This is a genomic window from Comamonas serinivorans (assembly GCF_002158865.1).
In the GTDB taxonomy this organism is placed as follows: domain Bacteria; phylum Pseudomonadota; class Gammaproteobacteria; order Burkholderiales; family Burkholderiaceae_C; genus Comamonas_E; species Comamonas_E serinivorans.
Window position 1 is genome coordinate 1,527,514 of the sequence record NZ_CP021455.1, and the last position, 23,161, is coordinate 1,550,674.

The window sequence follows — 23,161 nt, forward strand, 5'->3', positions numbered from 1 at the left end:
CACGCTGACCTGCGCTGATGAGGCACGGCGGCGGGGTTCAACCCTGGGGCTGCTTGTCGCGCGGCACGCGGCCCATCAGGTAGAACTCGGGGTTGGGCTGCATGTCCGTCGCGCTGGCCATGCGGTTGGAGAGGCCGAAAAAGGCCGTGATGGCGGCGATGTCCCAGGCGTCCTCATCGCTGAAGCCGTGCGCGTGCAGGGCCTCGTAGTCGGCGTCGCCCACCTCGTGCGAGCGCTGGCACACCTTCATCGCGAAATCCAGCATCGCCCGCTGGCGCGGCGTGATGTCGGCCTTGCGGTGGTTCACGGCCACCTGGTCGGCGATGAGCGGGTTCTTCTCGTAGATGCGCAGGATGGCGCCGTGCGCGACCACGCAGTACAGGCACTGGTTGGCCGCGCTCGTGGCCGTCACGATCATCTCGCGCTCGCCTTTGGTCAGGCCCGAGGCCTCGTTCAGCATCAGCGCGTCGTGGTAGGCGAAAAAGGCGCGCCATTCGGCGGGCCGGCGGGCCAGGGCCAGGAACACGTTGGGCACGAAGCCCGATTTCTCCTGCACGAGCAGGATGCGCTCGCGGAGGTCGGCGGGCAGCTCGTTCAGGTCGGGCAGGGGAAAGCGGGCGGGCATGGCAGTCTCCAAAGGTGATGAAAGCGCTTCATCTATTGATGGGGGTATGCTTGTATTTCCGTTGTTTGAAAAACGGCAGTGGCAGCATACTTCGATTGAATCCGTCTTGACGCATGAGGTGTGTTCGGCGGCCGCTTCAGGGGCTGGCCTTCAGCCTCGTTTCAGAAAGCCCCGCGCCAGTTCGTAAAATCGGCCTCAAACACGTCTCATTCCCACCCATTGTGCCGCCCGACCCAATACGTCTGCGCGGCTGTTTTGCATGACATTGGATCAATGGCCCAGCCACGTCCCCGCCCGGGTGCGCGAGCTGGCAAGACCGTCCAGCCAGGATTTGCGCGACCTGGTGCTGCGTTTGACGGAAATCGGCTTCGTGCCCGGCGAGGTCGTGCACATCATGGCCACCGGGCTGTTGGGGCGTGAACCCCTGGCCGTGCGGCTGGGCCACACCACCTTTGCCCTGCGCCAGCGCGAGGCGCAGCTGGTCGACGTGGAGGCGCTGGATGCCGGGGTGGCCGGGCCCGGCCGGGAATGGCCATGAACCAGGCCACCGTGTTCGTGCAGGCCGCGGCGACGGCCGCGCCCCCCCAGCGCATCGCGCTGCTGGGCAACCCCAATTGCGGCAAGACCGCCTTGTTCAACCAGCTGACCGGCAGCCGCCAGAAGGTGGCCAACTACGCCGGCGTCACCGTCGAGCGCAAGACCGGCGAGCTGCGCACGCCGCAGGGGCGCAAGCTGGCCGTGCTCGACCTGCCCGGCGCCTACAGCCTGAATGCGGTGTCGCTTGACGAGGTGGTGACGCGCGACGTGGTCACCGGCAAACACCCCGCCGACCAACCCGACCTGCTGGTCTGCGTGACCGACGCCACCAACCTGCGCCTGAACCTGCGCCTGGTGCTCGAGGCCCGCCAGCTGGGCCTGCCCATGCTGCTGGTGGTCAACATGACCGACATGGCCAAGCGCCAGGGCATCGAGGTTGACACGGCCGTGCTGGCGCGCGAGCTGGCCATGCCGGTGGTCGAAACCGTGGGCGTGAAAAAGGGCGGCGCCGCCGCCTTGCTGGCCGCGTTGGATGCGCCCGTGCCGCCCGCGCGGCCGCTGCCCTACGAGCCCGCCACGCTGGACGAGGTGCTGAGCACCCAGCGCGAGGTGCGGCGCATCCTCGACCTGGCCGTGCAGCACCCGCAGGGCAACATGCAGGTGTCCGACGGCATCGACCGCGTGGTGCTGCATCCCGTGTGGGGCCTGCTCATCCTGGCGCTGACGCTGTTCCTGATGTTCCAGGCTGTGTTCACCTGGGCGCAGATCCCCATGGATGCCATTGATGGTGCAACGCAGGCGCTGGGGAACTGGGTGCAGGCCCACATGGCCGACGGGCCGCTGCGCAGCCTGCTGGCCGATGGCGTCATCGCCGGGGTGGGGGGCGTGATCGTCTTCCTGCCGCAGATCCTCATCCTGTTCTTCTTCATCCTGGTGCTCGAGGATTCGGGCTATCTGCCGCGCGCGGCTTTCCTGCTCGACCGCTTCATGGCCAGCGTCGGCCTGTCCGGGCGCTCGTTCATCCCGCTGCTGTCCAGCTTTGCCTGCGCCATCCCGGGCATCATGGCCGCGCGCTCCATCAGCAACTGGCGCGACCGGCTCACCACCATCATGATCGCGCCGCTGATGACCTGTTCGGCCCGGCTGCCGGTGTACGCGCTGCTGATCGGGGCCTTCATCCCGCAGCGCACCGTGGGGCGCTGGTTCAACCTGCAGGGCCTGGTGCTGTTCGGCCTGTATGTGCTGGGCATCGTCGGTGCCATGGCCGTGGCCTGGGTGGCCAAGCGCTGGCGGGGCAAGGCCGTGCAGTCGCCCCTCATCATGGAGCTGCCGCCGTACCGCTGGCCCAGCCTGCGCGACCTGGCGCTGGGCCTGTACGAGCGCGCGGCCATCTTCCTCAAGCGCGTGGGCACCGTCATCCTCACCGTCACCATCCTGCTGTGGTTTCTGGCCAGCTACCCGGGCGCGCCGGCCGGCGCCACCGAGCCCGCCATCACCTACAGCCTGGCCGGCACGCTGGGCCGCGCGCTGGAAACCGTGTTCGCGCCCATCGGCTTCAACTGGCAGATCGCCATCGCCCTGGTGCCCGGCATGGCCGCGCGCGAGGTGGCCGTCAGCGCGCTGGGCACGGTGTACGCGCTGAGCGGTGGCGACGATGCCGCCGCTGCGCTGGGCCCGATCATCGGCGCGCAATGGTCGCTGGCCACGGGCCTGTCGCTGCTGGTCTGGTACGTGTTCGCGCCGCAGTGCGTGTCCACGCTGGCCACGGTGCGGCGCGAAACCAACTCGTGGCGGCATGTGGCAGGCATGGCGGCCTACATGTTCGCCCTGGCCTATGGCGCCTGCTGGGTCACCTACCAGCTGGCGCGGCACCTGGGGGCATGACGATGCAGCAGCTGATGGTGGGGCTCATCGTGGGGGCGGCGGCCATGTATGCGGTGTGGCACTGGCTGCCTGCGCGACTCAAGCGCCGGGCCGCGCAGGCCATCGCACACGGCAGCGAACGCCTGGGTGTGACCGATGCCGCCGGCGCCCGCCAGCTGCAGCAGAGCCTGCAGCAGCCTTCCGGCTGCGGGGCTTGCGCACGCTGCGAGCCCGCGTGCAGCACCCAGCCTCGGGCCGAGGCCGAAGCCGAGGGCACGCGCGACCCTGGCGAGCCACGGCGCAACGCGCCGGTTTGAGGCTGCGCGGCAGGTGGTGCGAGCTCGGGCGCCCAGGTCGGCGTGGGTTTGAGGCAGCGGAACCCGCCGATTGGAGGCGGCGTGGCGCGACGAGGCGGCTTGCGCGTCCTGTCGTTCGTGGCGACCTTGTTGGGCGGGGTTCATGGGGGGCGCCGGCCCATGGTGCTAGGCTGTGGCCTGCTGGCGCCGTCACCGCAGGGCAGGGCCCAGGCCGTCGGGCGCCACCGTTCCCCACCCGTTTTCATCCCCTCTCCGAAAGACTCCCATGCGCATCGTCTTCAGCTTGCTGGGCCTGGTGATGGTGTTGGCCATCGTGAGCTGGTTGGTCACCCGGCAGCTGAACCCGGCGCCTGCCCCGGCCGCGCCGCGCGCAGGCCAGGCCGAAGTCCCCCAGCTGCCCGTGGTGACGCCCGGCAACGCCCGCCAGGTGCAGGATCAGGTGCGTGCCGAGCTGGACCACGTCATGCAGCAAGCCGCTTCGCGCGAGATGCCGTGATGGCCGCGCCGCCGACCCGGTCCGCGGCAGGCCTGCCGCGACTGCGCCGCCCGCACGCTGCGCCGGCCGTGTGAACCGCCGGCTCGCCAATCCCCGTTCATTCCACCTGTCCGTGAGTCCGCCATGAACGACGCCTGCTTCACCCCCGCGCGCTGGCTGCGCCTGTGCGATGCGCTGGCCGTGCCGCCGGCTCATGCCGCGCGCACGCGGTTCGCCGACCTGCAGGCGGCCTATGCCGAGCCGCAGCGCCACTACCACACGGCCCAGCACATCGGCGAATGCCTGACCCTGCTGGACGGGGTGCGTGACCTGCCGCAAGGCGCCGATGCGGCTAGGCCAGGAAAGGCCCGGCCGGGAGCGGCCCAGCCAGGAGCAGCCTTGAACGACCCGGCGTTGATCGAAGCCGCCCTCTGGCTGCACGACGTGGTCTACGACCCGCAGGCCAAGACCAACGAAGCGCAGAGCGCGGCCCTGGCCGCGCACTGGTTGGCCGGCGCCTTGAGCGAGGCGCGCCTGCAGCGGCTGTGCCGCTGGATCGCGGCCACCCAGCACCACGACGCTGCGCCCGACGACGCTGACCTGCAGGCGCTGCTGGACATCGACCTCGCCATCCTGGCCGCGCCGCCGGCGCGCTTTGCCGAGTACGAGGCGCAGGTCGCCCGCGAATACGCCCACGTGCCCGCCGACCTGTTCCGCCAGGGGCGACGCGCCTTCCTGCTCAGCCTGGGGCAGCGGCCGCGGCTGTACCACCACCCGGCTTTCCTCGCGCTGGAGGTGCCGGCACGCCGCAACCTGGCGGCCGCCGTGGCCGGCTGAGGTTGGTCGGAGCCGGTGTGCCCGCATGACTCGGGGCAGGGCACCACGGCCGGCCTTCCGCAGCCGGCTGAACCCGGCGCTGACCTTCAGCACGCTGGTGGAGGGCTCGGCCAACCGCATGGCGCGCGCCGTGACCGTTCCCGCTTGCAGGCGAGGCGGCTTCGGCACGGCTTTCGGCGTGGGCGCGCAGGGTCTGCGGCGGCTGGCCGAAGTCCTCGGCTCGGCCGAATGCCCAGGTGTCAGCAGGCCGGGTTCTGTTCAGATGGCCCGCTCACGGTGTCGCCAAGTGTGTGCAAGTTTAAAGGCAGTATGGCCTGGTTGCCGTTTCAAATGAAACGGCAACCAGGCCATACAGGTCAAAGACAATGTTCCGCTCTCGCGGACGGACGCCAGGCGGTCAGATCACGCCGCGGTCGCGCAGGCCCTGAATCTGCTCGGCCGTCAGGCCCAGCTCCTGCTGCAGCGTGGCGTCGGTGTGCTCGCCCAGCAGCGGCGCCGACTTTTCGTACACCACCGGCGTTTCCGAGAACTTGAACGGGTTGGCCACGCCCGGTGCGTCCACGCCCACGCTGTGCTTGAGCGTGAGCTGCGTGCCGCGGTGCTTGACCTGCGGGTCCTCGAACATCTCGGGGATGGTGTAGATCGGGCCGCAGGGCACGTTGGCCGCTTCCATCAGCGCCATCCACTCGTGCATGGTCTTGGTCTTGAAGATCTCGGCCACCACGGGCACCAGGGCGTCGCGGTTCTCGAGCCGGCCCGAGACCTTGATGAAGCGCTCGTCCTCGGCCAGGTCGGGCCGATTGAACACCTTCACGCACAGGTCGCGGTACTGGGTGTCGTTGCCCACGGCGCAGATGATGTCGCCCTGTTTGCAGCGGAACACCTGGTAGGGAACCATGTTCGAGTGCGCGTTGCCCATGCGCCGCGGCGTCTTGCCTGACAGGAAGTAGTTGATGGCCTGGTACGAGCTGATGGCGGACACGCAGTCGAGCAGCGCCATGTCGATGTACTGGCCCTTGCCGCTTTCGCGCCGGTGCTCCAGCGCGGCCAGGATGGCGGTGGCCGAGTACATGCCGGTCAGCAGGTCCGAAATCGCGATGCCGACCTTCATGGGCTCGTCGCCCGGCGTGCCGTCGGGCTGGCCGGTGATGCTCATCAGCCCGCCCATGCCCTGGAACACGAAGTCATACCCCGGCTGCGGCGCGTAGGGGCCGGACTGGCCAAAGCCCGTGATCGAGCAGTAGACGATGCGCGGGTTGACCTCGGCGATGGACGCGTAATCCAGTCCATAGCGCTTCAAGGTGCCGACCTTGTAATTCTCGACCAGCACGTCGGCCGTCTTGGCCAGCTCGCGCACCAGGTTCTGGCCCTCGGGCGTGGCGATGTCGATGGTGACCGACTTCTTGCTGCGGTTGGCGCTCAGGAAGTAGGACGAGTCGTTGGTGATGTTGCCGTCGGCGTCCTTCAGGAAGGGCGGGCCCCAGGCGCGCGTGTCGTCGCCGATTTTGGGGCGCTCCACCTTGATGACCTCGGCACCCATGTCGGCAAACACCTGGGTGGCCCAGGGGCCGGCCAGGATGCGGGACAGGTCGAGGATCTTCAAATGTTCAAGCGCTTTGGCCATGGGGAAAACTCCGAGTGTGGGGCGGGGGCGGTGCGAGGCCCTGGCGGGCGGGTCTGAACCGGTGCCGCAGTGGGTGCACGGGTCTGCTGCCGCTTGCTGGAAGCGGCAAGCATATGCGCCGTGCGACCCGGCGGGGACGGGTGGCCGTCTCGCGGTGGACACCCGAGGGAGACCGCCGCGATGGCGCGCCGTGAGTCACGCGTGACGCTACGCGCGCGGGCGCTGCCGCCTGCGCAAGGGCGCTGCGCCGCCACGGCGCTCAGGGCCCTGGCAGTCACCTGAGTGTGGTGTGTGCACGGCCGGACGTGGGCCAAGCTGCGGCGCCAGCGCGTGTCGCGACAGGGCTGAGTCGGCTGCCTCATCGGCCGGGGCGGACAGCAGCGGGCATCTCATGCGCCCCGCCGCGACCACCCTGTCACGCGGTCCGCTTCAGCCGCACTTGACCTTCAGCGTCTGCAGCACCTGGCCAAGCTTGGTGGCGCCCGCGGCGTCGTACGAGGTGCCCACCATCGCCACCGCGTGTTCACCCTTGCGGCAGGCGTAGTAGTGCTGGGTCATGAGGATGCCGGCCTGTTTGGCGGTAACCTCCAGCACGCCGAAGGTGTTGCCCTGGATGCGCTCGGTCTTGCAGGTGTCGGACACCGAGAACTGCGGCGCAGCGGACTTCAGCATCTGGCCCACGTGCGAGAGGTAGTCGCAGCCCGACTTGATGCCCGGCAAGGCCGAGATGTTCTCGGCCACGCCCACCAGGCTGGCGATCTGCTTGCCCGGCGTGCCCGGAGGCGCTTCGAAAAAGCTGAACAGCGGCAGCGAGGACTTCAACGAGGCGTCGAGCATGGCCTTGAGCATCTTGTCGTCCCCGGCGACCATGTCGGTGCCGCGCTGCGACATCTTCATCGTTTCTTCTGCGGGCTGGGCGTACCAGCCTTCAGGCTTGGCGATGGACAGGCCCATGTAGTCGTTCTCATACGTCACGCCGTCGGCGCTGCGGGTCAGGGGCGATGCGTTCGCGGCCGGTGTGGCCGGGGTCTGCTGCGGTTGTGCGGTGGCCTGTGGCGCGGGCTGTACGGCCTCAGGGGTTTTGGCTTCGGCGGGCTTGTCTTCGGACTTGGAGCAGGCGACGCACAGCACGCAGGTGGCGGCGATCAGGATGGCTTTCACGGAGTGACTCCCTCGTTGGATGAGCGCTGCCCTGGCCCGGTTCTGTGATGGTGGTGATGAATCAGGCTCGGCAGGGACGCAGGCTGAGTGCCGGCGTCGCGCGGAGCTTACCTTGCATGGTCGCCGGACACTGCGCGGGCGGCGACCTGGACCGACGCAGTGACTGGCCGTCGGACGGATGGCCGGCTCGGCGCGTGTTGCCGAGCGCTGTCTTCAGCGGCCGGCATCGCCTGGCGGCGATCCCCCGTCAGCGCGGCACCACGAAGGCCTGGCGTGCCTGGGCGACGGCGGCGCGGGTGACGCAGTCGCGGGCGTGGTCGTTGACCAGGCCCATGGCCTGCATGAAGGCGAAGACGGTGGTGGGGCCGACGAACTTCCAGCCCAGTCGCTTCAGGTCCTTGGACAGCTTGACCGAGGCCTCGATCTGCGAGGCGGTCAACGGCTGCGGCAACTGCGTGGCGAGTTGCTCAGGTGTGGGCTCGTGCCGCCAGAAGTAGGCGGCCAGCGAACCGTGGGCCTGCTGCATCTCGACGGCGCGCGCGGCGTTGTGGATCACGGCTTCGATCTTGCCGCGATGGCGCACGATGCCCGCGTCGGCCAGCAGGCGCGTGACCTCGGCCTCGCCGTAGCGGGCCACCTTGTGGAAGTCGAAGTGGTCAAACGCCTGGCGGAAGGCTTCGCGCTTGTTGAGGATGGTGCGCCACGACAGGCCGGACTGGAAGGCTTCGAGGCTGAGCTTCTCGAACAGGCGCACGTCGTCGGCCACGGGAAAGCCCCATTCCCGATCGTGGTAGGGCAGGAACTCCGGCACGTTGGCGCACCAAGCGCAACGCGTGTGGTCATCCGGGGCGGAGGTGGGCAGCGAGGTGGTCATGGCGGGGGCCGTGGAACCGGCGCAGTGGGTGGAGGAGTATTGAACCAGGAGTATGGGCCAGTTTTCGTTAATTGGAAAACGAGAGGAGGCGCATACTTGGTGAATGTCATGGGTTGGTCAGAGTGCGCGCCAGCGTGGGGTGGGCCCGTTCGGTGGCGGCCGCCACGGGCCGCGCCGTGCGGATGGCGCTGACGGTGGCGATGCAGTGGCGCGCATCGGCCAGACCATAGCCGTGGCCGGCGACGATTTCGCGCAGGCTGACGGTGTGCAGGTCGGTGAAGCCTTCCGAGAACTCCAGCATCTCGTTGCCGATGCGGATGTTGCGGAAGGTGGTTTTCTTGCCCTGCACCTCGGCGGGCAGGTCGGCCGCGTCGATGGAGAGGAACCAGCGCACGCGCGCCCGTTCGTACTCCAGGTAGCCGATGGCCTTGTCGTCGGCACTCAGGTAGACCTCGCTGGCCTGCAGCTGGCCGAAGACCACGTGCAGCATGTCGAAGAAATGCACGCCGATGTTGGTGGCCACGCCGTAGGACTGGCGCGGGTCGCCTTTCCAGCTCTGGTGGTACCACTTGCCGCGCGAGGTGATGTAGGTCAGCTCCACGTCGAACTTCTGGCCGGCCGGGGTGGCGGCCACCTTGGCCTGCAGCGCGCGGATGGCCTCGTGGTGGCGCAACTGCAGGATGTTGTAGACGCGCCGGCCCGTTTCGCGCTCGACCAGCGCAAGGTCGTCCAGCAGGTCCAGCGTGGGCACCAGCGGCTTTTCGCAGATCACGTCGCAGCCCAGGCGCAAGCCGGCGGTGGTGTGGGCGTGGTGCAGGTGGTTGGGGCTGGCGACGATGACGTAGTCGAGCGCGGTGGCGGGGTCGCGCTTGAGCCGCCAGCAGAAGTCGTAAAAGCGCTCGAAGTCGGTGAAGAACTCGGCCTGGGGGTGCAGGCTGTCGATGATGCCGACCGAGTCGTTCACGTCGTAGGCCACGGCGAGCTGGTGGCCCAGGTCCTGGATGGCGCGCATGTGGCGTGGCGCGATGTAGCCGGCGGCGCCGATGAGGGCAAAGCGTTTGGGGTGCGAGGTGGTGGACATGGCTGTGCGTGCAGCGGCGCGGTGGGCCGCCTTGGGCACGGATTGTCGCGCGGCTGGCGCCTGGGGCTGTTGCGGGCGCATCGGGAGGCGCGGCGCCTGCCAGCGTCTCGTGGCGCCGGGGCGGCCTGCTCACGGTCACCCAGGCGATGGTTCATGCTGCCGCCAGCCTGTCGGCCGTGGAGCCGGCAGCGGCAAGGCCGGGCCGGCACGTTGATCGGGCTTCAGCGCGGAACGTGGCTGCGGGCCAGCAGGCAGAGGGCTTCGTACATCAGGGTGGCACCGACCAGGGCGGTGTTGCCGCTGGGGTCGAACGGCGGTGCGACCTCGACCACATCGGCGCCGACGACGTTCAGGCCGTCCAGGCCGCGCAGCAGCGCCAGTGCCTCGCGCGTGGTGAGGCCGCCGATCTCGGGGGTGCCGGTGCCGGGCGTGAACACCGGGTCCAGACCGTCGACGTCGAAGGACAGGTAGACGGGGGCGTCGCCCACCACACGGCGCGCTTCGGCGATCACGCCGGCCACACCCAGGGTTTCGAACTCGTCCATGAACACCACGCGCATGCCGTGGTCCAGGGAGTAGCGCCAGCCTTCGTCCGAATTCTGGGCGCCGCGGATGCCGATCTGGATGGTGCGCGTGGGGTCGAGCAGGCCGGCTTCGACCGCGCGGCGGAAGGGCGAGCCATGCGTGAACTTGCTGCCGGCGAATTCGTCCCAGGTGTCGGTGTGGGCGTCGATGTGCACCATGGCCAGCGGCTGTGGGCGCGCCATGGCCTGGAAGATGGGGTAGGTGATGGAGTGGTCGCCGCCAGCCACCAGCACCTTGGCGCCGGCGGCGCAATACGGCGCCAGGAAGTCGCGGATTTCGGCATGCGCGGCTTCGACGTCGTAGACGCGCGTGAAGGGCACGTCGCCGATGTCGGCCACGCGGCAGACCTCGAAGGGGTTGAAGCCCAGCGTGGGGTGAATGCCGCGCGCCATGCTCGATTGGTTGCGCATCTCGCGCGGGCCATGGCGGGCGCCGGGCCGGGCGCTGACGCCGCCGTCATACGGCACGCCGGCCAGGGCGATGTCCACGCCCTGCGGCGATGACGCGAACGGCACGCGCATGAAGGTGGGGATGCCGGCATAGCGTGGCAGCTGCTGTTGGCGTGTGTCGGTGGCGGGCATGAGATGGAATCAGGGGTATGCGGTCATGGCCGATCAACATGAATCGGCTGAATTGGCATACTGTGTTCAAAGTCAGAAGGTGGCAGGCGTGTTCACCCACAGCACGCGTGTGGTGGCACGGCCGGGGTTGAGGTAGCTGTGCGGGGTGTCGCTGGGAAAGTGGAAGGTGTCGCCCGGCCCCAGCTGGTGTACCTCGTCGCCCAGGCGCAGCTCCAGCTCGCCTGCGATCACGTAGCCGATCTCTTCGCCGGCGTGGGTGATGGCGTCCAGGCTGGCAGCGCCTGCATCCAGCACGTGGATGTCGGCCTGCAGCAGCTGGCCGCGCACCGGCATCACCACGCGTTCGAGCCGGATGCCCGGCTGGTTGGGGCGCCCGCCAAAGGCCAACTCGTGGCGCTGGCCGGCGCGGGTGATGGGGGAGGCGACAGGGGCTTCGTCCAGCGCCAGCTCGGCCACGTTGGTGTCCAGCGCAGCGGCCAGCCGGTGCAGGGTGGCCAGCGAGGGCATGGTCTGGCTGCGTTCCACGCGCGAGAGCAGGCTCTCCGAGCACTGTGCCGCCTCGGCCAGCACCTTCAGCGTCATGCCGTGCAGCATGCGTGCATGCTTGATGCGCGAGCCCAGCCTGGACAGGGACTCAGGCGCTTTGGGCGCCAAGGGCTTTGCCAAGGCGTCTGCCGGGGCATGGGCCACCCGTGTGGGCCGGGGACTGGCCACCTGCGCCGGCGCGGCGGGCGGATGGTCAGGGGGCGTCGAGCGGCGTGCGACAGGGGCGGGCTTGCGGGGCACGGGCATGCGGGGTTTCTCCGTGAGCAGGGGGCAGGTCCGGGGCTGGATGACATGACGCGAGGGGCGGACGTTGCCGGGTCAAGCGCTGGCCAGCACCTCGAAGTGCACCTCGACGGGCTGCTTGTTGTTGATGGGCACGATGTCCTGCGGGCAGGCCGACATGACCACCACGCAGTCCATCTCGGCGCGCAGCACCACGTGGTCACCGGCCTTGGACACGGGCGGCAGCCACTGGATGCCGTTGTCGGCCCCCACGGGGATGTTCATCCACAGGTTGAAGGGCTGGGGCACCTCGCGCGCGCGCAGGCCAATGGCCTTGAGGGCGAGCCGCATGTTGTCGGCGCAGTTGTCGTGGTACTCGTGCACGCCCAGATTCTGGTACCGGTAGGCGTCGCAGGCGGCGATCAGCGTGTCGTGCACGCCGGGCGACGTGTCTGCCAGCAGCGTCATGATGGGACGGCGGCGGTTGCTCACCAGCGGGTCTCCGGGCTGCGGAATGATGCGGTCGATGAAAGCGCGCGCGTGTTCCATGGACATGAACTCGCTCAGGTCGTCGGCCTTGAAGGCCCAGGTGTCGCACACCTGAAGGCCATGGGTGTTGATGATCTTGATGGCCTGGCCCTGCTTGAGGCGAACCGCGCGGCCGTGGCGAGCCGGCACCTCGTAGCGCTGGCCCAGCACGGGCCAGCCGTCGGGTGCAATGGGTTCGCGGTCCGAGCGGTTGTGACCCACGGGGTCGCCGTTGTCGGTCACGGAGGTGGGCAGAGGGGAAACGGTGGTGTCCAGCATGTCGAGGTCCTTGATGGAGCAGGTGGTGGGAAAGCGACGATCAGCGCATGGGCTCGGCCAGGGCCAGCAGGCCGTCGGCCAGCACCTGGGTGCAAGCCACCAGGTCTGCGCTGTGCGTGTGTTCTTCGGGGTGGTGGCTGACGCCGCGCAGGCTGGGCGCGAACAGCATGGCGGTGGGTGCGTGGCCGGCCAGCGGCATGGCGTCGTGAAACGCGCCCGACACCATGCGCCGTGCGGCCAGGCCACGGCGCTCGGCGGCCTCGCCCAACAGCGTCACCAGCGCGGGGTCGAAGGCGGTGGTGGTTTTGTCCTGCAGCAGCGTGATCTGGGAGCCGTCTGGGGCCAGGCGCCGCAACAGGCGGTCGAACGCGTCCCGCACGTGGGCGTCGGGGTGGCGCAGGTCCACCGTGAAACTCACGCGGTCGGCAATGGTGTTGATGGCGTCGGGCTGGCAGGCCCAGCGGCCGATGGTCACGCGCAGTGCATCGTCGCCGGCCTGGGCGGCCTCGGCCGCGTGGCTCAGCAGCGCATGGGCCAGGGCGATGGCCTTGGCCTGGGCATCGTCGCGGTCGACCAGGGGCGTGGTGCCGGCGTGCGCGCAGCGGCCGGGCACCACGACCTGGTACCAGCGCACCCCTTGAATGGCTTCGACGATGCCCAGCGCCAGGCCCTCGCGTTCGAGGACCGGCCCTTGCTCGATGTGGGCTTCAACGTAGGCATGCACTGGCTGTGCGGGCTCGGGGGCAAAGCAGGACCAGCCACCCGCGTCGGCCGCTTGGTCGAAGGCGTGCAGGGCGGTGTCGCGGGCTTGGCCGAACGATTCACCGCGGGCATCGCACACGGGCAGATAGCCCGCCAGCGCCTGAGGCTGCACATAGGCTTGCGAGCCCATCAGCCCCGGCGAAAAGCGGGAGCCTTCCTCGTTGGTCCAGGCCACCACCTGCAGGCTGCGGCGCGTGCGCAGGCCGGCGTCGTCCAGCGCGTCGAACACCTCCAGCCCGGCCATGACACCGAAGGCGCCATCGAGCCAGCCACCGAGAGGCTGGGTATCGATGTGACTGCCTGTCATGACAAACGGCAGCTCGTCGTACTGGCCCAGGCGACGAATGTGCAGGTTGGCGGCGGCATCCACGCCCACGAGGTAGCCGGGGCGCGTGGCGTAGTGCGCGGCCAGCCAGTGGCGCGCAGCCAGCTCGGTGGGGGTGAGGCTTTCGCGGGCCACGCCGCTCTTGACCGAGCCGCCAAAGCTGGCGAGCGCGCTCAGGCGCTCGATGAGGCGGGCGCCGTCGATGGGGAGTTGGGGCGGGGTGGTGGGGGATGCCGTGGAGGTCATGCTGCGGCCTCGGTCGAGGTGTGATGGGGCTGGCTGCCCTGGCCCAGGCTGCGCCGGATCCAGGGTTGCAGGAAAGCCTGGATGCGCGGGTGTTGGGGGCGCCGCACGATCTCGTCCGGCGAACCCACCGCGACGATCCGGCCTTGTTCCATGAACACGATGCGCGAGGAGACCCCGGCGGCGAAGCTCATTTCGTGGGTGACCATGACCATGGTCATGCCCTCGCGCGAAAGGGACTGGATGACCTCCAGCACTTCGTCGACCAGTTCGGGATCCAGCGCCGAGGTCGGCTCGTCCAGCAGCATGACCTGGGGCTGCACCGCCAGCGCGCGGGCGATGCCCACGCGCTGCTGCTGGCCCCCGCTGAGCTGGCCCGGCATGGCATCGGCCTTGGCGGCCATGCCGACGCGGTCCAGCGCCTGCAGGGCCCGCTCGCGGGCCTGGGCGTCGGTCAGGCCCTGAGCCAGGGTCAACGGCGCCATCACGTTGCCCAGCACGCTCATGTGCGGCCACAGGTTGAACTGCTGGAACACCATGGCCAGCGGGGCCCGCACTTCGGCGATGCCGCGCTCGGTGTCGCGCACCCGGTTGGCGCCCGCGTCGCGCCAGCCCAGCAGGGCACCACGGATGCGCACCTCACCCTCGTCGTAGGCCTCGAGGAAATTCATGCAGCGCAGCAAGGTGGTCTTGCCCGAGCCCGAGGGGCCGATCAGGGTGACGACTTCACCGGCCTGCACGTCCAGGCTGATGTCACCCAGCACGCGGTGGGGGCCAAAGTGCTTGCCGACCTGGCGCAGGGAAATCATGGGAAGGGGGGCGCTCATCGGGTCGCTCCTTTCAGGCGAAAGCGTTGCGTCAGCCAGCGGCCCAGCAGGTCGAGGGCGATGGCGAGCAGCCAGTAACAGGCGGCCAGCAGCAGGTAGGGTTCCAGGTAGATGAACTGCTCGGACACCACCTTGCTGGCCGTCATGGTCAGTTCGGGATAGGTGATGACCGAGGCCAGTGCGCAGTCCTTGAGCAGCAGCACCGCCTGATTGGCCAGCAGCGGCAGCGAGGCGCGCAGGGCCTGGGGCGCCTGCACGTGCCAGAACACCTGCATGGAGCCCATGCCGAGGACACGGGCAGCCTCGATCTGGCCGGCCGGGATGGCCTGCCAGCAGGCGCGAAAGATCTCGGCGAAGTAGGCGCCGCTGTACAGCGACAGCGCCGCGGCGGCGGCGGCGAAGGGGCTGAGCTCCAGCCCCGCGGACGGCAGGCCGAAGTAGGTGATGAACAGCAGGATGAGGAAGGGCAGGCCGCGCATCAGGCCCACGTAGGCCCAGTACACCGGCTGCAGCGCCGGCAGCGACTGACGCAGTAGGTTCATGCCAAAGCCCATCAGCAGACCGCCAAGCAAGGCCGTGGCCAGCAGCGCGAGGGTGCGCAGCGTGGCACCCGCGAACAGCGGCAACAGGTCAGGGATCAGGGCAAGCTCAAACATGGCGGACTCCCAGCGAGTCAGCCGGCGTCGACAGGCCCGATGAGCGAGGCGGGCGTGGCGTGCGCGGCTGACGCATGCGCTGGCCCAGCCAGGTGCCCAGCGCGAAGACCGTGCCGGTGAGCAGCAGGTAGACCACGCCGGCGCTGAGGAACACCTCCAGCGGGCGGAAGTTGGCGGCAAAGATCTGTCGCGTGACGCGGGCCAGGTCGGCCACGGCGATCACCGAGACGATGGCCGAGTTCTTGACCACGTCCATGGACTCGGAGACGACCGCGGGCCACACGGCGCGCGCCAGCTGCGGCAGCTGCACGTGCCAGAACACCTGACGCTGACCCAGGCCAAAGCTGTACGCCGCTTCGAGTTGGCCCGCCGGGATGCCGGCCAGGCCGGCGCGCAGGATCTCGCACTGGAACGCGGCCGAGTTCAGGCCCATCACGGCGATGGCGACCAGCAAGGGCGGCAGGTCCACGCCCACGGCGCTGGGCAGGTAGAACGCCATCAACAGCTGCACCAGCAGGGGCGTGCCGCGCATGAAGCTCACCAGCAGCGCCACCGCCCAGGCCAGCGGGCTGCGGCCCTGCCTGAACTGGGCCAGCCCCAGCAGCACGGCGCCGCCCAGCAGGCCCAGCCCGATGGCCAATGCCGACACCAGCAGCGTGATGCCGGCCCCTTGCAGCATCACAGGCAGGTAAGCGGCCAGCCTGTCCAACACACCATCGGCATTCATGGCATACCTCTATCCGATTCAGCTTGCAGCCAAGGTCAGAGGCTGGGCGCGGGGAGTTTGTCGGTGGGGGTGTCCATGGTGAAGCCGAACCATTTGCGCTGCAGCTCGGCCATCTTGCCGCTGCGCTGCGCCTCGGCAATGCCCTGGTTGAAGAAGGCCACCAGCGGCGCGCTCGCGGCGTCCTTGCGGCCGACCCAGGCGAAATAGGTTTTGGGGCCGATGGCGCCGGGCACCAGCGCGTAGGTGTCGCCACGCGTTTTGGTCAGGGTGGCGATGTTGGCCAGGGATTGCGCCACGGCATCGAGCCGGCCTGCCGCCAGGTCGGCATAGGCCTCGTCGAAGCTGACGTATTCGCGCACGTTGACGGCGGGTTTGCCTTCGGCCTTGAGCTTGGCCGCCAGCGCCTGCAGGGCCTTGAGCTGGGCCGAGCCGGCCTGCGAGCCCACGGTCTTGCCGGCGATGGCGGCGGGCGTGGCCAGGGCGGTATCGGCGGTGCGACGCACCAGGGCAGTGGTGGCGTCGGCGATCGGCAGGGTGAAGGCGAACTTGGCGGCGCGGTCCTGGGTTACCGTGACCGAGGTGATGATGAAGTCGAAGCGCTTGGTGGCCAGCCCAGGCAGGATGCCCTGGAAGGGCACATCCAGCTGCTTGACCTTGACGCCGGGCAACCCCGCCAGCACGTGGTTCATCAGGTCGGGGCCGTAACCGACGATCTTGCCGTCCTGCAGGAACTCGAACGGTGCGAACTGGGCTTCGGTGCCGACGACGATTTCCTTCTTGGCCTGGATGGCTTCGAGCACGTTCTGCGCGTGGGCGCCTGTGGCCGCCAGCAGGCTGGCGGCGGCGAAGGTCAGCTGAATCAGGGCGGTGCGGCGGTGGGTCATCACGGTCTTTCTCGATCAAGGCAAGTTGCGCCCGGGGGGCGGCATGGTGATCGCTTCATGCAAGTCACTTGCATGGATCGAAAGCATGTTGCATGCCAACTTGAAGGGCAGGACCCTGTCGTGCGGATGTCCCCGGCCGCGCCCTGTGGGCATGCGGGTTTCGCGGCGTGCCGCGCTCAGGCGCGCAGCGGCGTCAGCTCGGCCGGCGTGGCGTGAGGCGGGGCGGTGCCGGTGCATGTGCACCGGCATGCATCGGAGGAAGGTCGACTTTGGTGCACCGGCTGGGTGTGGCGCTCACCGCATGTCCGGCGGAAAAGCAGAGCGCTTCACTGCGGCTGGATGCCGGCGGCGGCCGCGATGTCCTTCATGGCCTTGAGCTCGCGCTCGATGTGGGCCTGGGTTTTGACGCCGTCGTCGTGGTGGGGCACGAGGTTGAGGTCGACGATCTTCTGCACCACGTCGGGCCGCTTGGCGAGTTCGGTGAAGGCGTCTTCAAGGGATTTGCGCACCTCGGCCGGCAGCTTGGGCGGGGCCAGGAAGAGCAGCCAGGTGTCGAGGCCGGCCTTGGGGTAGCCCGCTTCGCCGATGGTGGGCACGTTGGGGAAGTTCGGCAGGCGCTTGTCCGAGAACGTGGCCAGGGGCTTGAGCTTGCCAGCCTTGAGGTGCGGGGCCGAGGCCAGCACCGAGTCGATGGACACGGGGATCTGCCCGCCGAGCAGCGCGGTGAGGTTGGGCGCACTGCCGCTGAAGGGCACGTGCACCATCTGGATGCCGGCGGCGCGGTTGAGCATCTCGCCCGCGAAATGCGGGGCATTGCCCAGGCCGTACGAGCCGAACGACCACTTGCCGGGTTCGGCCTTGGCCCGGGTCACCAGCTCGGCCACGGTGGCGGGGCCGGTGGGCGTGGTCAGCAGCACCAGCGGCATGATGGCCACGGTGGCCAGGGGCGTGAAGCCCTGGCGCGGGTCGTAGGGCAGCGACTTGAAGGTGTAGGGGTTGACCGTGAGCATGGAGTTGCCGGTGAACAGCAGCGTGTAGCCATCGGCCGCGGCACCCGTCACGGCCTGGGCGGCCAGCACCGAACCCGCGCCGGGCTTGTTCTCGACGACGACGGGCTGGCCCAGCTTCTCAGACAGCGGCTGAGCGAACAGGCGGGCCACGGTGTCGCCGGCGCCGCCGGGTGGGTAGCCCACCACCAGCTTGATGGGCTTGTCGGGGTAGGCCGCCAGGGCGGGCGCCGCGGCCCAGCTGGCGAGCAGCAGGCCCGCGCACAGCGCTTTGGCCCAGGCGGGTGCAGGACGAGACGAGGGCAGGGGCCGGGTGGCGGAATCGGCAGGGGTGGCAGGCATTCGAGTCTCCGGGTTGAGGGGCGGGCACGGTGGCGCTCGGTTCAAACCTCCGCATGAGATGCCAAGCCAGACCCCGGGACCACGGTATTTACACGGTGGTGCTGTCGCCCACGTGGCGCTGGCTGGCTACCATGCGGCATTCAGAGGTTTGAATTGGAGATTCCCCCATGAGCGCACAGACTTTCCACGTGCAGGGCATGTCGTGCAGCCACTGCGAGCGCGCGGTGACGCAGGCCGTGCAGGCGCTGGACCCGCAGGCGCAGGTCACGATCGACCTGGCCTCGGGCCGGGTCGAGGTGGCGAGCAGCCAGCCCGCTGCCGCCCTGGCGCAGGCGATTGCGCAGGCGGGCTATGCGGTCCAAGGCTGATGGCGCGGCGTGCTGCCTTGGGCTTGCAGGCTTGGATGCCTCATCGTCGACATCGCTGATTTTGCACAGTATGGGGCAGTTGCCGTTTAATTTGAAACGGGGATGTGACCATACCCTGTGATGACGTGCTCATCGGTGTCATGCGTACGGCATGAGGCCTCAGCCCCTCCCCCACGGCTTGGGCCGGTCGTTGGCGCTGTGGTCACCCACGGGCCTGCAGGAGGCCGACGACGGCATCCCGACGTGCATCCCCCATCGCCTCGCCAATGGCCGGGCGGGCGCCGGCCCAACGCGCTGAACGCAGCGCCATGCCGATGCGCGGTCCAAACCCATGACGCTCGTCCGGCATGTGGCCAACACGGATGGCCGAGCTGTCGCCTTGGGGTAACCTTGAGGGTTTCCCCTTGCTGACTGTTGGATTGTTTTGACCTAGGTGCATCTTGCTCCTGGGTTTCGCCGTGCGCGACCCCATCCAGCGGCAAGGGTTTGTGACCCCTTTTTGAGGATGTGCCGAATGCAACGACGTCATTTCGCTTTGATGCTGGCAGCCAGTGCTGCCCTGGCCAGTGGTGTGGCCATGGCGAAGGACTACCCCGACAGCCCCGTGACCATCATCGTGCCCTACGCCGCCGGCGGCGTGAGCGACATCATGGGCCGCGCCCTGGGCCAGGCCTTGTCCAAGCAGCTGGGCCAGAGCGTCATCATCGAGAACAAGCCCGGCGCCGCCGGCGCCATGGGCGTGCTGGACATCAAGCGCGCCCGCCCCGATGGCTACCGCCTGACGCTGACGCCGGCCGGCATCTTCCGCCAGCCGCATGTGCAGAAGGTGCAGTACGACCCGGTCAAGGACGTGCGCTACATCGCCACCTTCATGACCTACGACTTCGTCATCACCGTGCCGCCGGATTCGCCGTTCAAAACCGTCAAGGAACTGGTGGACTACGCCAAGGCCCACCCCGGTGAGATCACCTACGGCACGCCCGGCAACTACACCGGCAACCACATCGCCATGGCCGCGCTGGAGAAGGCCACGGGCGCCCAGTTCACGCACGTGCCGTTCAAGGGCGATTCGGAAACCATCAACGCCGTGCTGGGCAAGCAGATCAAGGTCGGCGTGTTCGCCAACAGCGCGCACACCTACATCCAGAGCGGCAAGCTGCGCGCGCTGGCCACGACGGCCGACAAGCGCCCGCCGGCCTTCGGCACCATCCCCACGCTGCGTGAATCGGGCTACCCGATCGACATCCCGTCGCCGAACGGCCTGGCAGGTCCCAAGGGCCTGCCCGACGCCATCGTCACCAAGCTGCAGAACGCCGTGAAGGCCGCCATGGACGATCCCGACTTCCAGAAGCAGCTCACCATGAATGCCGTGCGCCCCTACTACCTGGACAGCGCCGCCTACACCAAGTTCGCGGCCGAGATGTTCAAGCGCGAAGGCGAGATCGTGAAGGGCCTGACGCTGAACTGAGCGCAGTGCCCAGGCCAACCTGACGAGGTTGGCCAAAAAAACGCAGTATGGCCGGATTGCCGTTCGATCATGAACGGGTATCCGGCCATACTGCTTTGTGCTTTGTGCTTTGTGCTTTGTGCTTTGTGCTTTGTGCTTTGTGCTTTGTGCTGAATCTGCGCCGGGGCAGAGTCGGCGCGCAAGCCGGCGAACGCGCAGACCTGCGGGCGTCGCACGCGGGGTGCACGTGCAGCCGTGGTCTGCGGTGCATGCGTAACCTGCACCTGTCTGTCATGGCGCGACGACACGCACAGTCGGCCACCGATCACGCCCCGGCCGGTGTGTGGCGGCTGGACAACGAAATCGCCGCGTTGCGGCCTTTGCTTGCGGCCAGTGGCGCCGATGCCTTGCCAGCGCGCGCGGCGCGGCTTCACAATCGACCCTCTTTCAAAGACCCCCACACTCGCCGGCAGGCGGTGGTGCAGGGCCTGGCGCTGAAACCCCTGTGTGGGGCGGCCCGGCCTCACCGACCACGCTGACCCGCCCCCATCTCGCGCAGGAGATGCCCATGACCATGTTCTTGATTCGCACCCCTCAACCCTGACGTGCCTCCATCCGCCCCGGCTGGCCGTGCACGCCTTTTGTCGCACCGCCGCCGTGGCCCGAAAAGCCTTGGCCGCCGTGCGTTGCCGGGGCTTTTTGCTTTGGAGTGCACATGAGTGCAAAGACCTTCTCGCGCGACGACGCGCTGGGACACATCAAGAAATTGCGCCGCATGCGCCAACCCCTGGTGCTGCAGGTGCCACTGCCCCCGCCGCGCAACCCCGTGGCACGCGGCCTCGCGCTGCGGGCCATGGTCGCCGGTGCCGGCAAGCACATCCGCAGCCAGGGCGCACAGCGCCGCGCCGACAAGGTGGCGCTGCGCCAACTCACGCGCGGCGGCGCCAAGGACATGGATTGACGAACATGAACCCCCTGCACACCCCTGCGGCGGCCGATGGGCTGGCTCACGCACGCGCCGAACCTGCCGTGACCACCGCGGCCCCCTCCGCCGTGGATGCGCGGCTCACCTCGCCGCGGGCTGAGCGCGCCGCGTCCACACCTTCGATGGCGCCCGCCGGGCCGAAGGTCGCGGCGCCGTTGCCCGGCGCACACCCAGCCGAGGTGGACCCAACCCTGGTGAACCCCGCGCCGACGGACGCCGCCACGGCGGGACCGATTGAGGACGCCGCTGCGCACCGCGCGGCACCCGCCGCGGGCAGCCCCGCCCTGGATGGTCCCGCGCTGCGCCAGCGCATGGCCCGGCGTCAACAGGTGCTGGCGGCCACGGCCGCCACGCTGAAGGCCGAGCTGTTCGGCTTGGACGCGCTGATCGACCGCGTGGTGGATGCCGTGCGCGCCTGGTACCTGCTGCCGGAGCTCATCGACCGGCCCGTCATCGTCTGCCTCTGGGGGCTGACGGGCACGGGCAAGACCCAGCTGGCGCGCCGGCTGGTGCAGCTGCTGGGCTTTTACGACCGCTTCGTCGAGGTGCAGATGGACGGCTTCAGCCACGGCGGACAGGGCCGCGACGCCATCGCCGGCATGCTGGCGCAATCGGCCATCGACGAGGGCGAGCCCGGCGTGCTGCTGCTCGACGAGTTCCAGCGCTTTCGCACCATCGACCGCAAGGGCGAGGACCTGGCCGTCAAGCGCTACCAGGACGTGTGGGCGCTGCTGTCGGACGGGCGCCTGTCGCCCGCCCTGGGGGTGCTGGACCGCATCGAGATGGAGCTGGCCTACCACCAGCACCAGCAGGCGCAGGCCAGTGCGGAGGCCGCCAACGCGCTGCTGGAGCTGGAGACCGAGGAAGAGCGCCGCAAAGACCAGGCCCGGCGCGCGCAGCGGCAGCAGTCGCCCTACCACCTCTCGGCCTGGGACGCGCGTGACATCCAGCAGGCGCTCAAGCTGCGCGAGTCGGTGACCGAGATCATGCGCTGGACGCCGGCCGAGGTCTGCGAGCGGCTGACGGCCTTCCGCGCCGATCCGCGGGCCTGGGGCACGGACCACAGCAAGCTGCTGATCCTGGTCACCGGCAACCTGGACGAGATGTACCAGGGCGTGGCCAAGCGCGTGCAGGACTGCGATACCGAGGCCGATGTGTTCCACCGCTTCACCCAGCGCCTGTCCAGCATCGACGTGAAGGCCGCGCTGGCCAAGCGCTTCAAGCCGGAACAGGTCGCGCGCCTGGGCAACCAGCACCTGGTGTTCCCGTCGCTCACGCGCCAGGCGTACGAGCGGCTGATCGCCCATGCCTGCGAGGCGCAGCTGGCGGGCGTGCGCGAACGCCTGGGCCTGCGGGTGCAGCTCACGCCGGCGCTGCGGGCCGCGCTCTACCAGAACGCGGTGTTCCCCGTGCAGGGCACGCGGCCCGTGTTCTCGACCGTGCATGCCGTGCTGGGGCCCAGCCTGGTGCAGGGGGCGATCTGGGCCCTGGAACAGGCGCAAGCCCAGTCGGTGCCCGTGGCACCCACGGCAGACGGCCACGGTGCGGCCAGCCTCGAGCTCGACGTGAGCGCCGACAGCAAGCGGCTGGTGCTGCGCCTGCGCGCCAGCGGGGCCGCGCCAGACGCCGTGCTGGCCGAGCACCAGCTGCCGCTGCACCTCGAGCTGGACCAGCTGCGCAAGCGCGCCCAGCCCGACTTCCGCACGCTGCTGGCCGTGCACGAGGCCGGCCATGGCCTGGCCTACGCGCTGCTCAACCGCTGCCCGCCCACCGAGGTGCGCATCAACGTGGCGTCGTTCCAGGGCGGCTACGCCAGCTACACGCCGCGCGTCGCCGAATCGCGCCGCATGGCGCGCGACGAGGTCTGCGTGACGCTGGCGGGCCGGGCGGCCGAGCAATGGGTCTTCGGCGCCGACGCCGTGAGCACCGGTGCCGAGCAGGACCTGGCCACCGCCACCGAGCAGGCTGCGCGCTACCACCGCCACTGGGCCATGGGCGCGCAGCTCAGCCGCGTCGACGTGAGCCACGAGGCCGACCAGCACCTGAACACCGAGGTGGCCCCGAGCAACGCCGCCATCGAGGCCACGCTGCAAGCCGAGTTCGCCCGCGCCCAGCGCCTGCTGGCCGAGGCGCGCGAGCCGTTCCAGCGCCTGGTGCGGGCCTTGCTGGCCCACGGCTTCGTCGATGCCGCGCAGTTTGCGGCCACCACCGGGCTGGATCTGCCGGCGCCCCAGGATGCGCTGGAGCCCTGGGCGGCGGCCTGGCAGGCGTTTGAGGCGGGCGCGGTTCAGGCGTGTTGAATCTGAGTATGAGGCAGTGGCCGATGATGGTTAATCGGGATTTGCAGCATACTGTCTGAGTAATGCGGGATGGTGTGCTGGGCGAACGAGCCCGGCGCACCGCGCCAGGTCCGCCGCCGCATCGCCCGGCGGTGTTGCCACCGGGACGAGCGC

At 69.1% G+C, this 23,161-nt stretch carries 23 protein-coding genes; 9 read left to right on the plus strand and 14 right to left on the minus strand.

From position 1 onward, the window contains the following. Nucleotides 1–37: 37 nt before the first annotated feature. On the minus strand, nucleotides 38–625 hold the full coding sequence (locus CCO03_RS06510; RefSeq protein ID WP_087278815.1) for a peroxidase-related enzyme: 588 nt from the start codon (nucleotides 623–625) through the stop codon (nucleotides 38–40). Between the two features lie 259 nt (nucleotides 626–884). Between CCO03_RS06510 and CCO03_RS06515 the strand changes: the two genes are divergently transcribed. The 5 genes from CCO03_RS06515 to CCO03_RS06535 all read left to right on the plus strand — a co-directional run bounded on the left by CCO03_RS06515 (nucleotide 885) and on the right by CCO03_RS06535 (nucleotide 4,654). Continuing rightward, entirely contained in the window at nucleotides 885–1,163 is a 279-nt protein-coding gene (locus CCO03_RS06515) for a FeoA family protein (protein WP_087278818.1), read from the plus strand. Beyond that, entirely contained in the window at nucleotides 1,160–3,046 is a 1,887-nt protein-coding gene (gene feoB / locus CCO03_RS06520) for a ferrous iron transport protein B (protein ID WP_087284310.1), read from the plus strand. The genes CCO03_RS06515 and feoB overlap by 4 nt, the downstream gene beginning before the upstream one ends. A 2-nt stretch (nucleotides 3,047–3,048) precedes the next feature. Beyond that, complete coding sequence (locus tag CCO03_RS06525) at nucleotides 3,049–3,342, plus strand: DUF6587 family protein (RefSeq protein WP_087278821.1); 294 nt, start codon at nucleotides 3,049–3,051, stop codon at nucleotides 3,340–3,342. A 265-nt stretch (nucleotides 3,343–3,607) separates the two neighbouring features. Next, nucleotides 3,608–3,838: a hypothetical protein gene (locus tag CCO03_RS06530; protein ID WP_087278824.1), complete on the plus strand. Its 231-nt coding sequence runs from the start codon at nucleotides 3,608–3,610 to the stop codon at nucleotides 3,836–3,838. A 123-nt stretch (nucleotides 3,839–3,961) separates the two neighbouring features. Then, nucleotides 3,962–4,654, plus strand: coding sequence for an HD domain-containing protein (locus tag CCO03_RS06535; RefSeq protein WP_087278827.1), 693 nt, complete (start codon nucleotides 3,962–3,964; stop codon nucleotides 4,652–4,654). 397 nt (nucleotides 4,655–5,051) lie between these two features. Here the strand turns inward: CCO03_RS06535 and CCO03_RS06540 are convergent, their stop codons facing one another. The 13 genes from CCO03_RS06540 to CCO03_RS06600 form a co-directional block, all read right to left on the minus strand. Beyond that, the gene (locus tag CCO03_RS06540; protein ID WP_087278830.1) at nucleotides 5,052–6,278 is read right to left on the minus strand and encodes a CaiB/BaiF CoA transferase family protein; all 1,227 of its coding nucleotides are present in this window, start codon (nucleotides 6,276–6,278) and stop codon (nucleotides 5,052–5,054) included. A 429-nt stretch (nucleotides 6,279–6,707) separates the two neighbouring features. Then, a complete protein-coding gene (locus CCO03_RS06545) occupies nucleotides 6,708–7,439 on the minus strand; it encodes a hypothetical protein (RefSeq protein ID WP_087278833.1) in 732 nt (243 codons plus the stop codon). A gap of 247 nt (nucleotides 7,440–7,686) precedes the next feature. After that, on the minus strand, nucleotides 7,687–8,313 hold the full coding sequence (locus CCO03_RS06550) for a DNA-3-methyladenine glycosylase I (RefSeq protein WP_087278836.1): 627 nt from the start codon (nucleotides 8,311–8,313) through the stop codon (nucleotides 7,687–7,689). A gap of 106 nt (nucleotides 8,314–8,419) precedes the next feature. Then, a complete protein-coding gene (locus CCO03_RS06555; RefSeq protein WP_087284313.1) occupies nucleotides 8,420–9,394 on the minus strand; it encodes a Gfo/Idh/MocA family protein in 975 nt (324 codons plus the stop codon). 221 nt (nucleotides 9,395–9,615) lie between these two features. After that, nucleotides 9,616–10,560 carry an agmatinase gene (gene speB / locus CCO03_RS06560; RefSeq protein WP_087278839.1) on the minus strand — a complete coding sequence of 315 codons (945 nt, stop codon included), beginning with the start codon at nucleotides 10,558–10,560 and terminating at the stop codon, nucleotides 9,616–9,618. A gap of 72 nt (nucleotides 10,561–10,632) precedes the next feature. After that, nucleotides 10,633–11,352: a helix-turn-helix domain-containing protein gene (locus CCO03_RS06565; RefSeq protein ID WP_087278842.1), complete on the minus strand. Its 720-nt coding sequence runs from the start codon at nucleotides 11,350–11,352 to the stop codon at nucleotides 10,633–10,635. Between the two features lie 72 nt (nucleotides 11,353–11,424). Then, complete coding sequence (locus tag CCO03_RS06570; protein WP_087278845.1) at nucleotides 11,425–12,135, minus strand: DUF1989 domain-containing protein; 711 nt, start codon at nucleotides 12,133–12,135, stop codon at nucleotides 11,425–11,427. A gap of 40 nt (nucleotides 12,136–12,175) precedes the next feature. Further along, the gene (locus tag CCO03_RS06575) at nucleotides 12,176–13,468 is read right to left on the minus strand and encodes a M20 family metallo-hydrolase (RefSeq protein ID WP_087278848.1); all 1,293 of its coding nucleotides are present in this window, start codon (nucleotides 13,466–13,468) and stop codon (nucleotides 12,176–12,178) included. Beyond that, on the minus strand, nucleotides 13,465–14,292 hold the full coding sequence (locus CCO03_RS06580) for an amino acid ABC transporter ATP-binding protein (protein WP_087278851.1): 828 nt from the start codon (nucleotides 14,290–14,292) through the stop codon (nucleotides 13,465–13,467). Before CCO03_RS06580 ends, CCO03_RS06575 begins: the two co-directional genes overlap by 4 nt. Then, nucleotides 14,289–14,948, minus strand: coding sequence for an amino acid ABC transporter permease (locus tag CCO03_RS06585; RefSeq protein WP_087278854.1), 660 nt, complete (start codon nucleotides 14,946–14,948; stop codon nucleotides 14,289–14,291). The genes CCO03_RS06580 and CCO03_RS06585 overlap by 4 nt, the downstream gene beginning before the upstream one ends. Next, entirely contained in the window at nucleotides 14,941–15,675 is a 735-nt protein-coding gene (locus tag CCO03_RS06590; protein ID WP_087278857.1) for an amino acid ABC transporter permease, read from the minus strand. The genes CCO03_RS06585 and CCO03_RS06590 overlap by 8 nt, the downstream gene beginning before the upstream one ends. Nucleotides 15,676–15,710: 35 nt before the next feature. After that, on the minus strand, nucleotides 15,711–16,559 hold the full coding sequence (locus tag CCO03_RS06595; RefSeq protein ID WP_087278860.1) for a transporter substrate-binding domain-containing protein: 849 nt from the start codon (nucleotides 16,557–16,559) through the stop codon (nucleotides 15,711–15,713). A gap of 326 nt (nucleotides 16,560–16,885) precedes the next feature. Continuing rightward, nucleotides 16,886–17,908, minus strand: a complete 1,023-nt coding sequence (locus CCO03_RS06600) for a Bug family tripartite tricarboxylate transporter substrate binding protein (protein ID WP_087278863.1) — start codon at nucleotides 17,906–17,908, stop codon at nucleotides 16,886–16,888. A gap of 167 nt (nucleotides 17,909–18,075) precedes the next feature. Between CCO03_RS06600 and CCO03_RS06605 the strand changes: the two genes are divergently transcribed. From CCO03_RS06605 to CCO03_RS06620, 4 genes are all read left to right on the plus strand, one after another. Continuing rightward, nucleotides 18,076–18,276, plus strand: coding sequence for a heavy-metal-associated domain-containing protein (locus CCO03_RS06605; protein ID WP_087278866.1), 201 nt, complete (start codon nucleotides 18,076–18,078; stop codon nucleotides 18,274–18,276). 514 nt (nucleotides 18,277–18,790) lie between these two features. Further along, nucleotides 18,791–19,744 carry a tripartite tricarboxylate transporter substrate binding protein gene (locus CCO03_RS06610; protein ID WP_087278868.1) on the plus strand — a complete coding sequence of 318 codons (954 nt, stop codon included), beginning with the start codon at nucleotides 18,791–18,793 and terminating at the stop codon, nucleotides 19,742–19,744. Between the two features lie 694 nt (nucleotides 19,745–20,438). Continuing rightward, on the plus strand, nucleotides 20,439–20,684 hold the full coding sequence (locus CCO03_RS06615) for a hypothetical protein (RefSeq protein WP_087278871.1): 246 nt from the start codon (nucleotides 20,439–20,441) through the stop codon (nucleotides 20,682–20,684). 5 nt (nucleotides 20,685–20,689) lie between these two features. Then, a complete protein-coding gene (locus CCO03_RS06620) occupies nucleotides 20,690–23,008 on the plus strand; it encodes an AAA family ATPase (protein WP_087278874.1) in 2,319 nt (772 codons plus the stop codon). Nucleotides 23,009–23,161 lie beyond the last annotated feature (153 nt).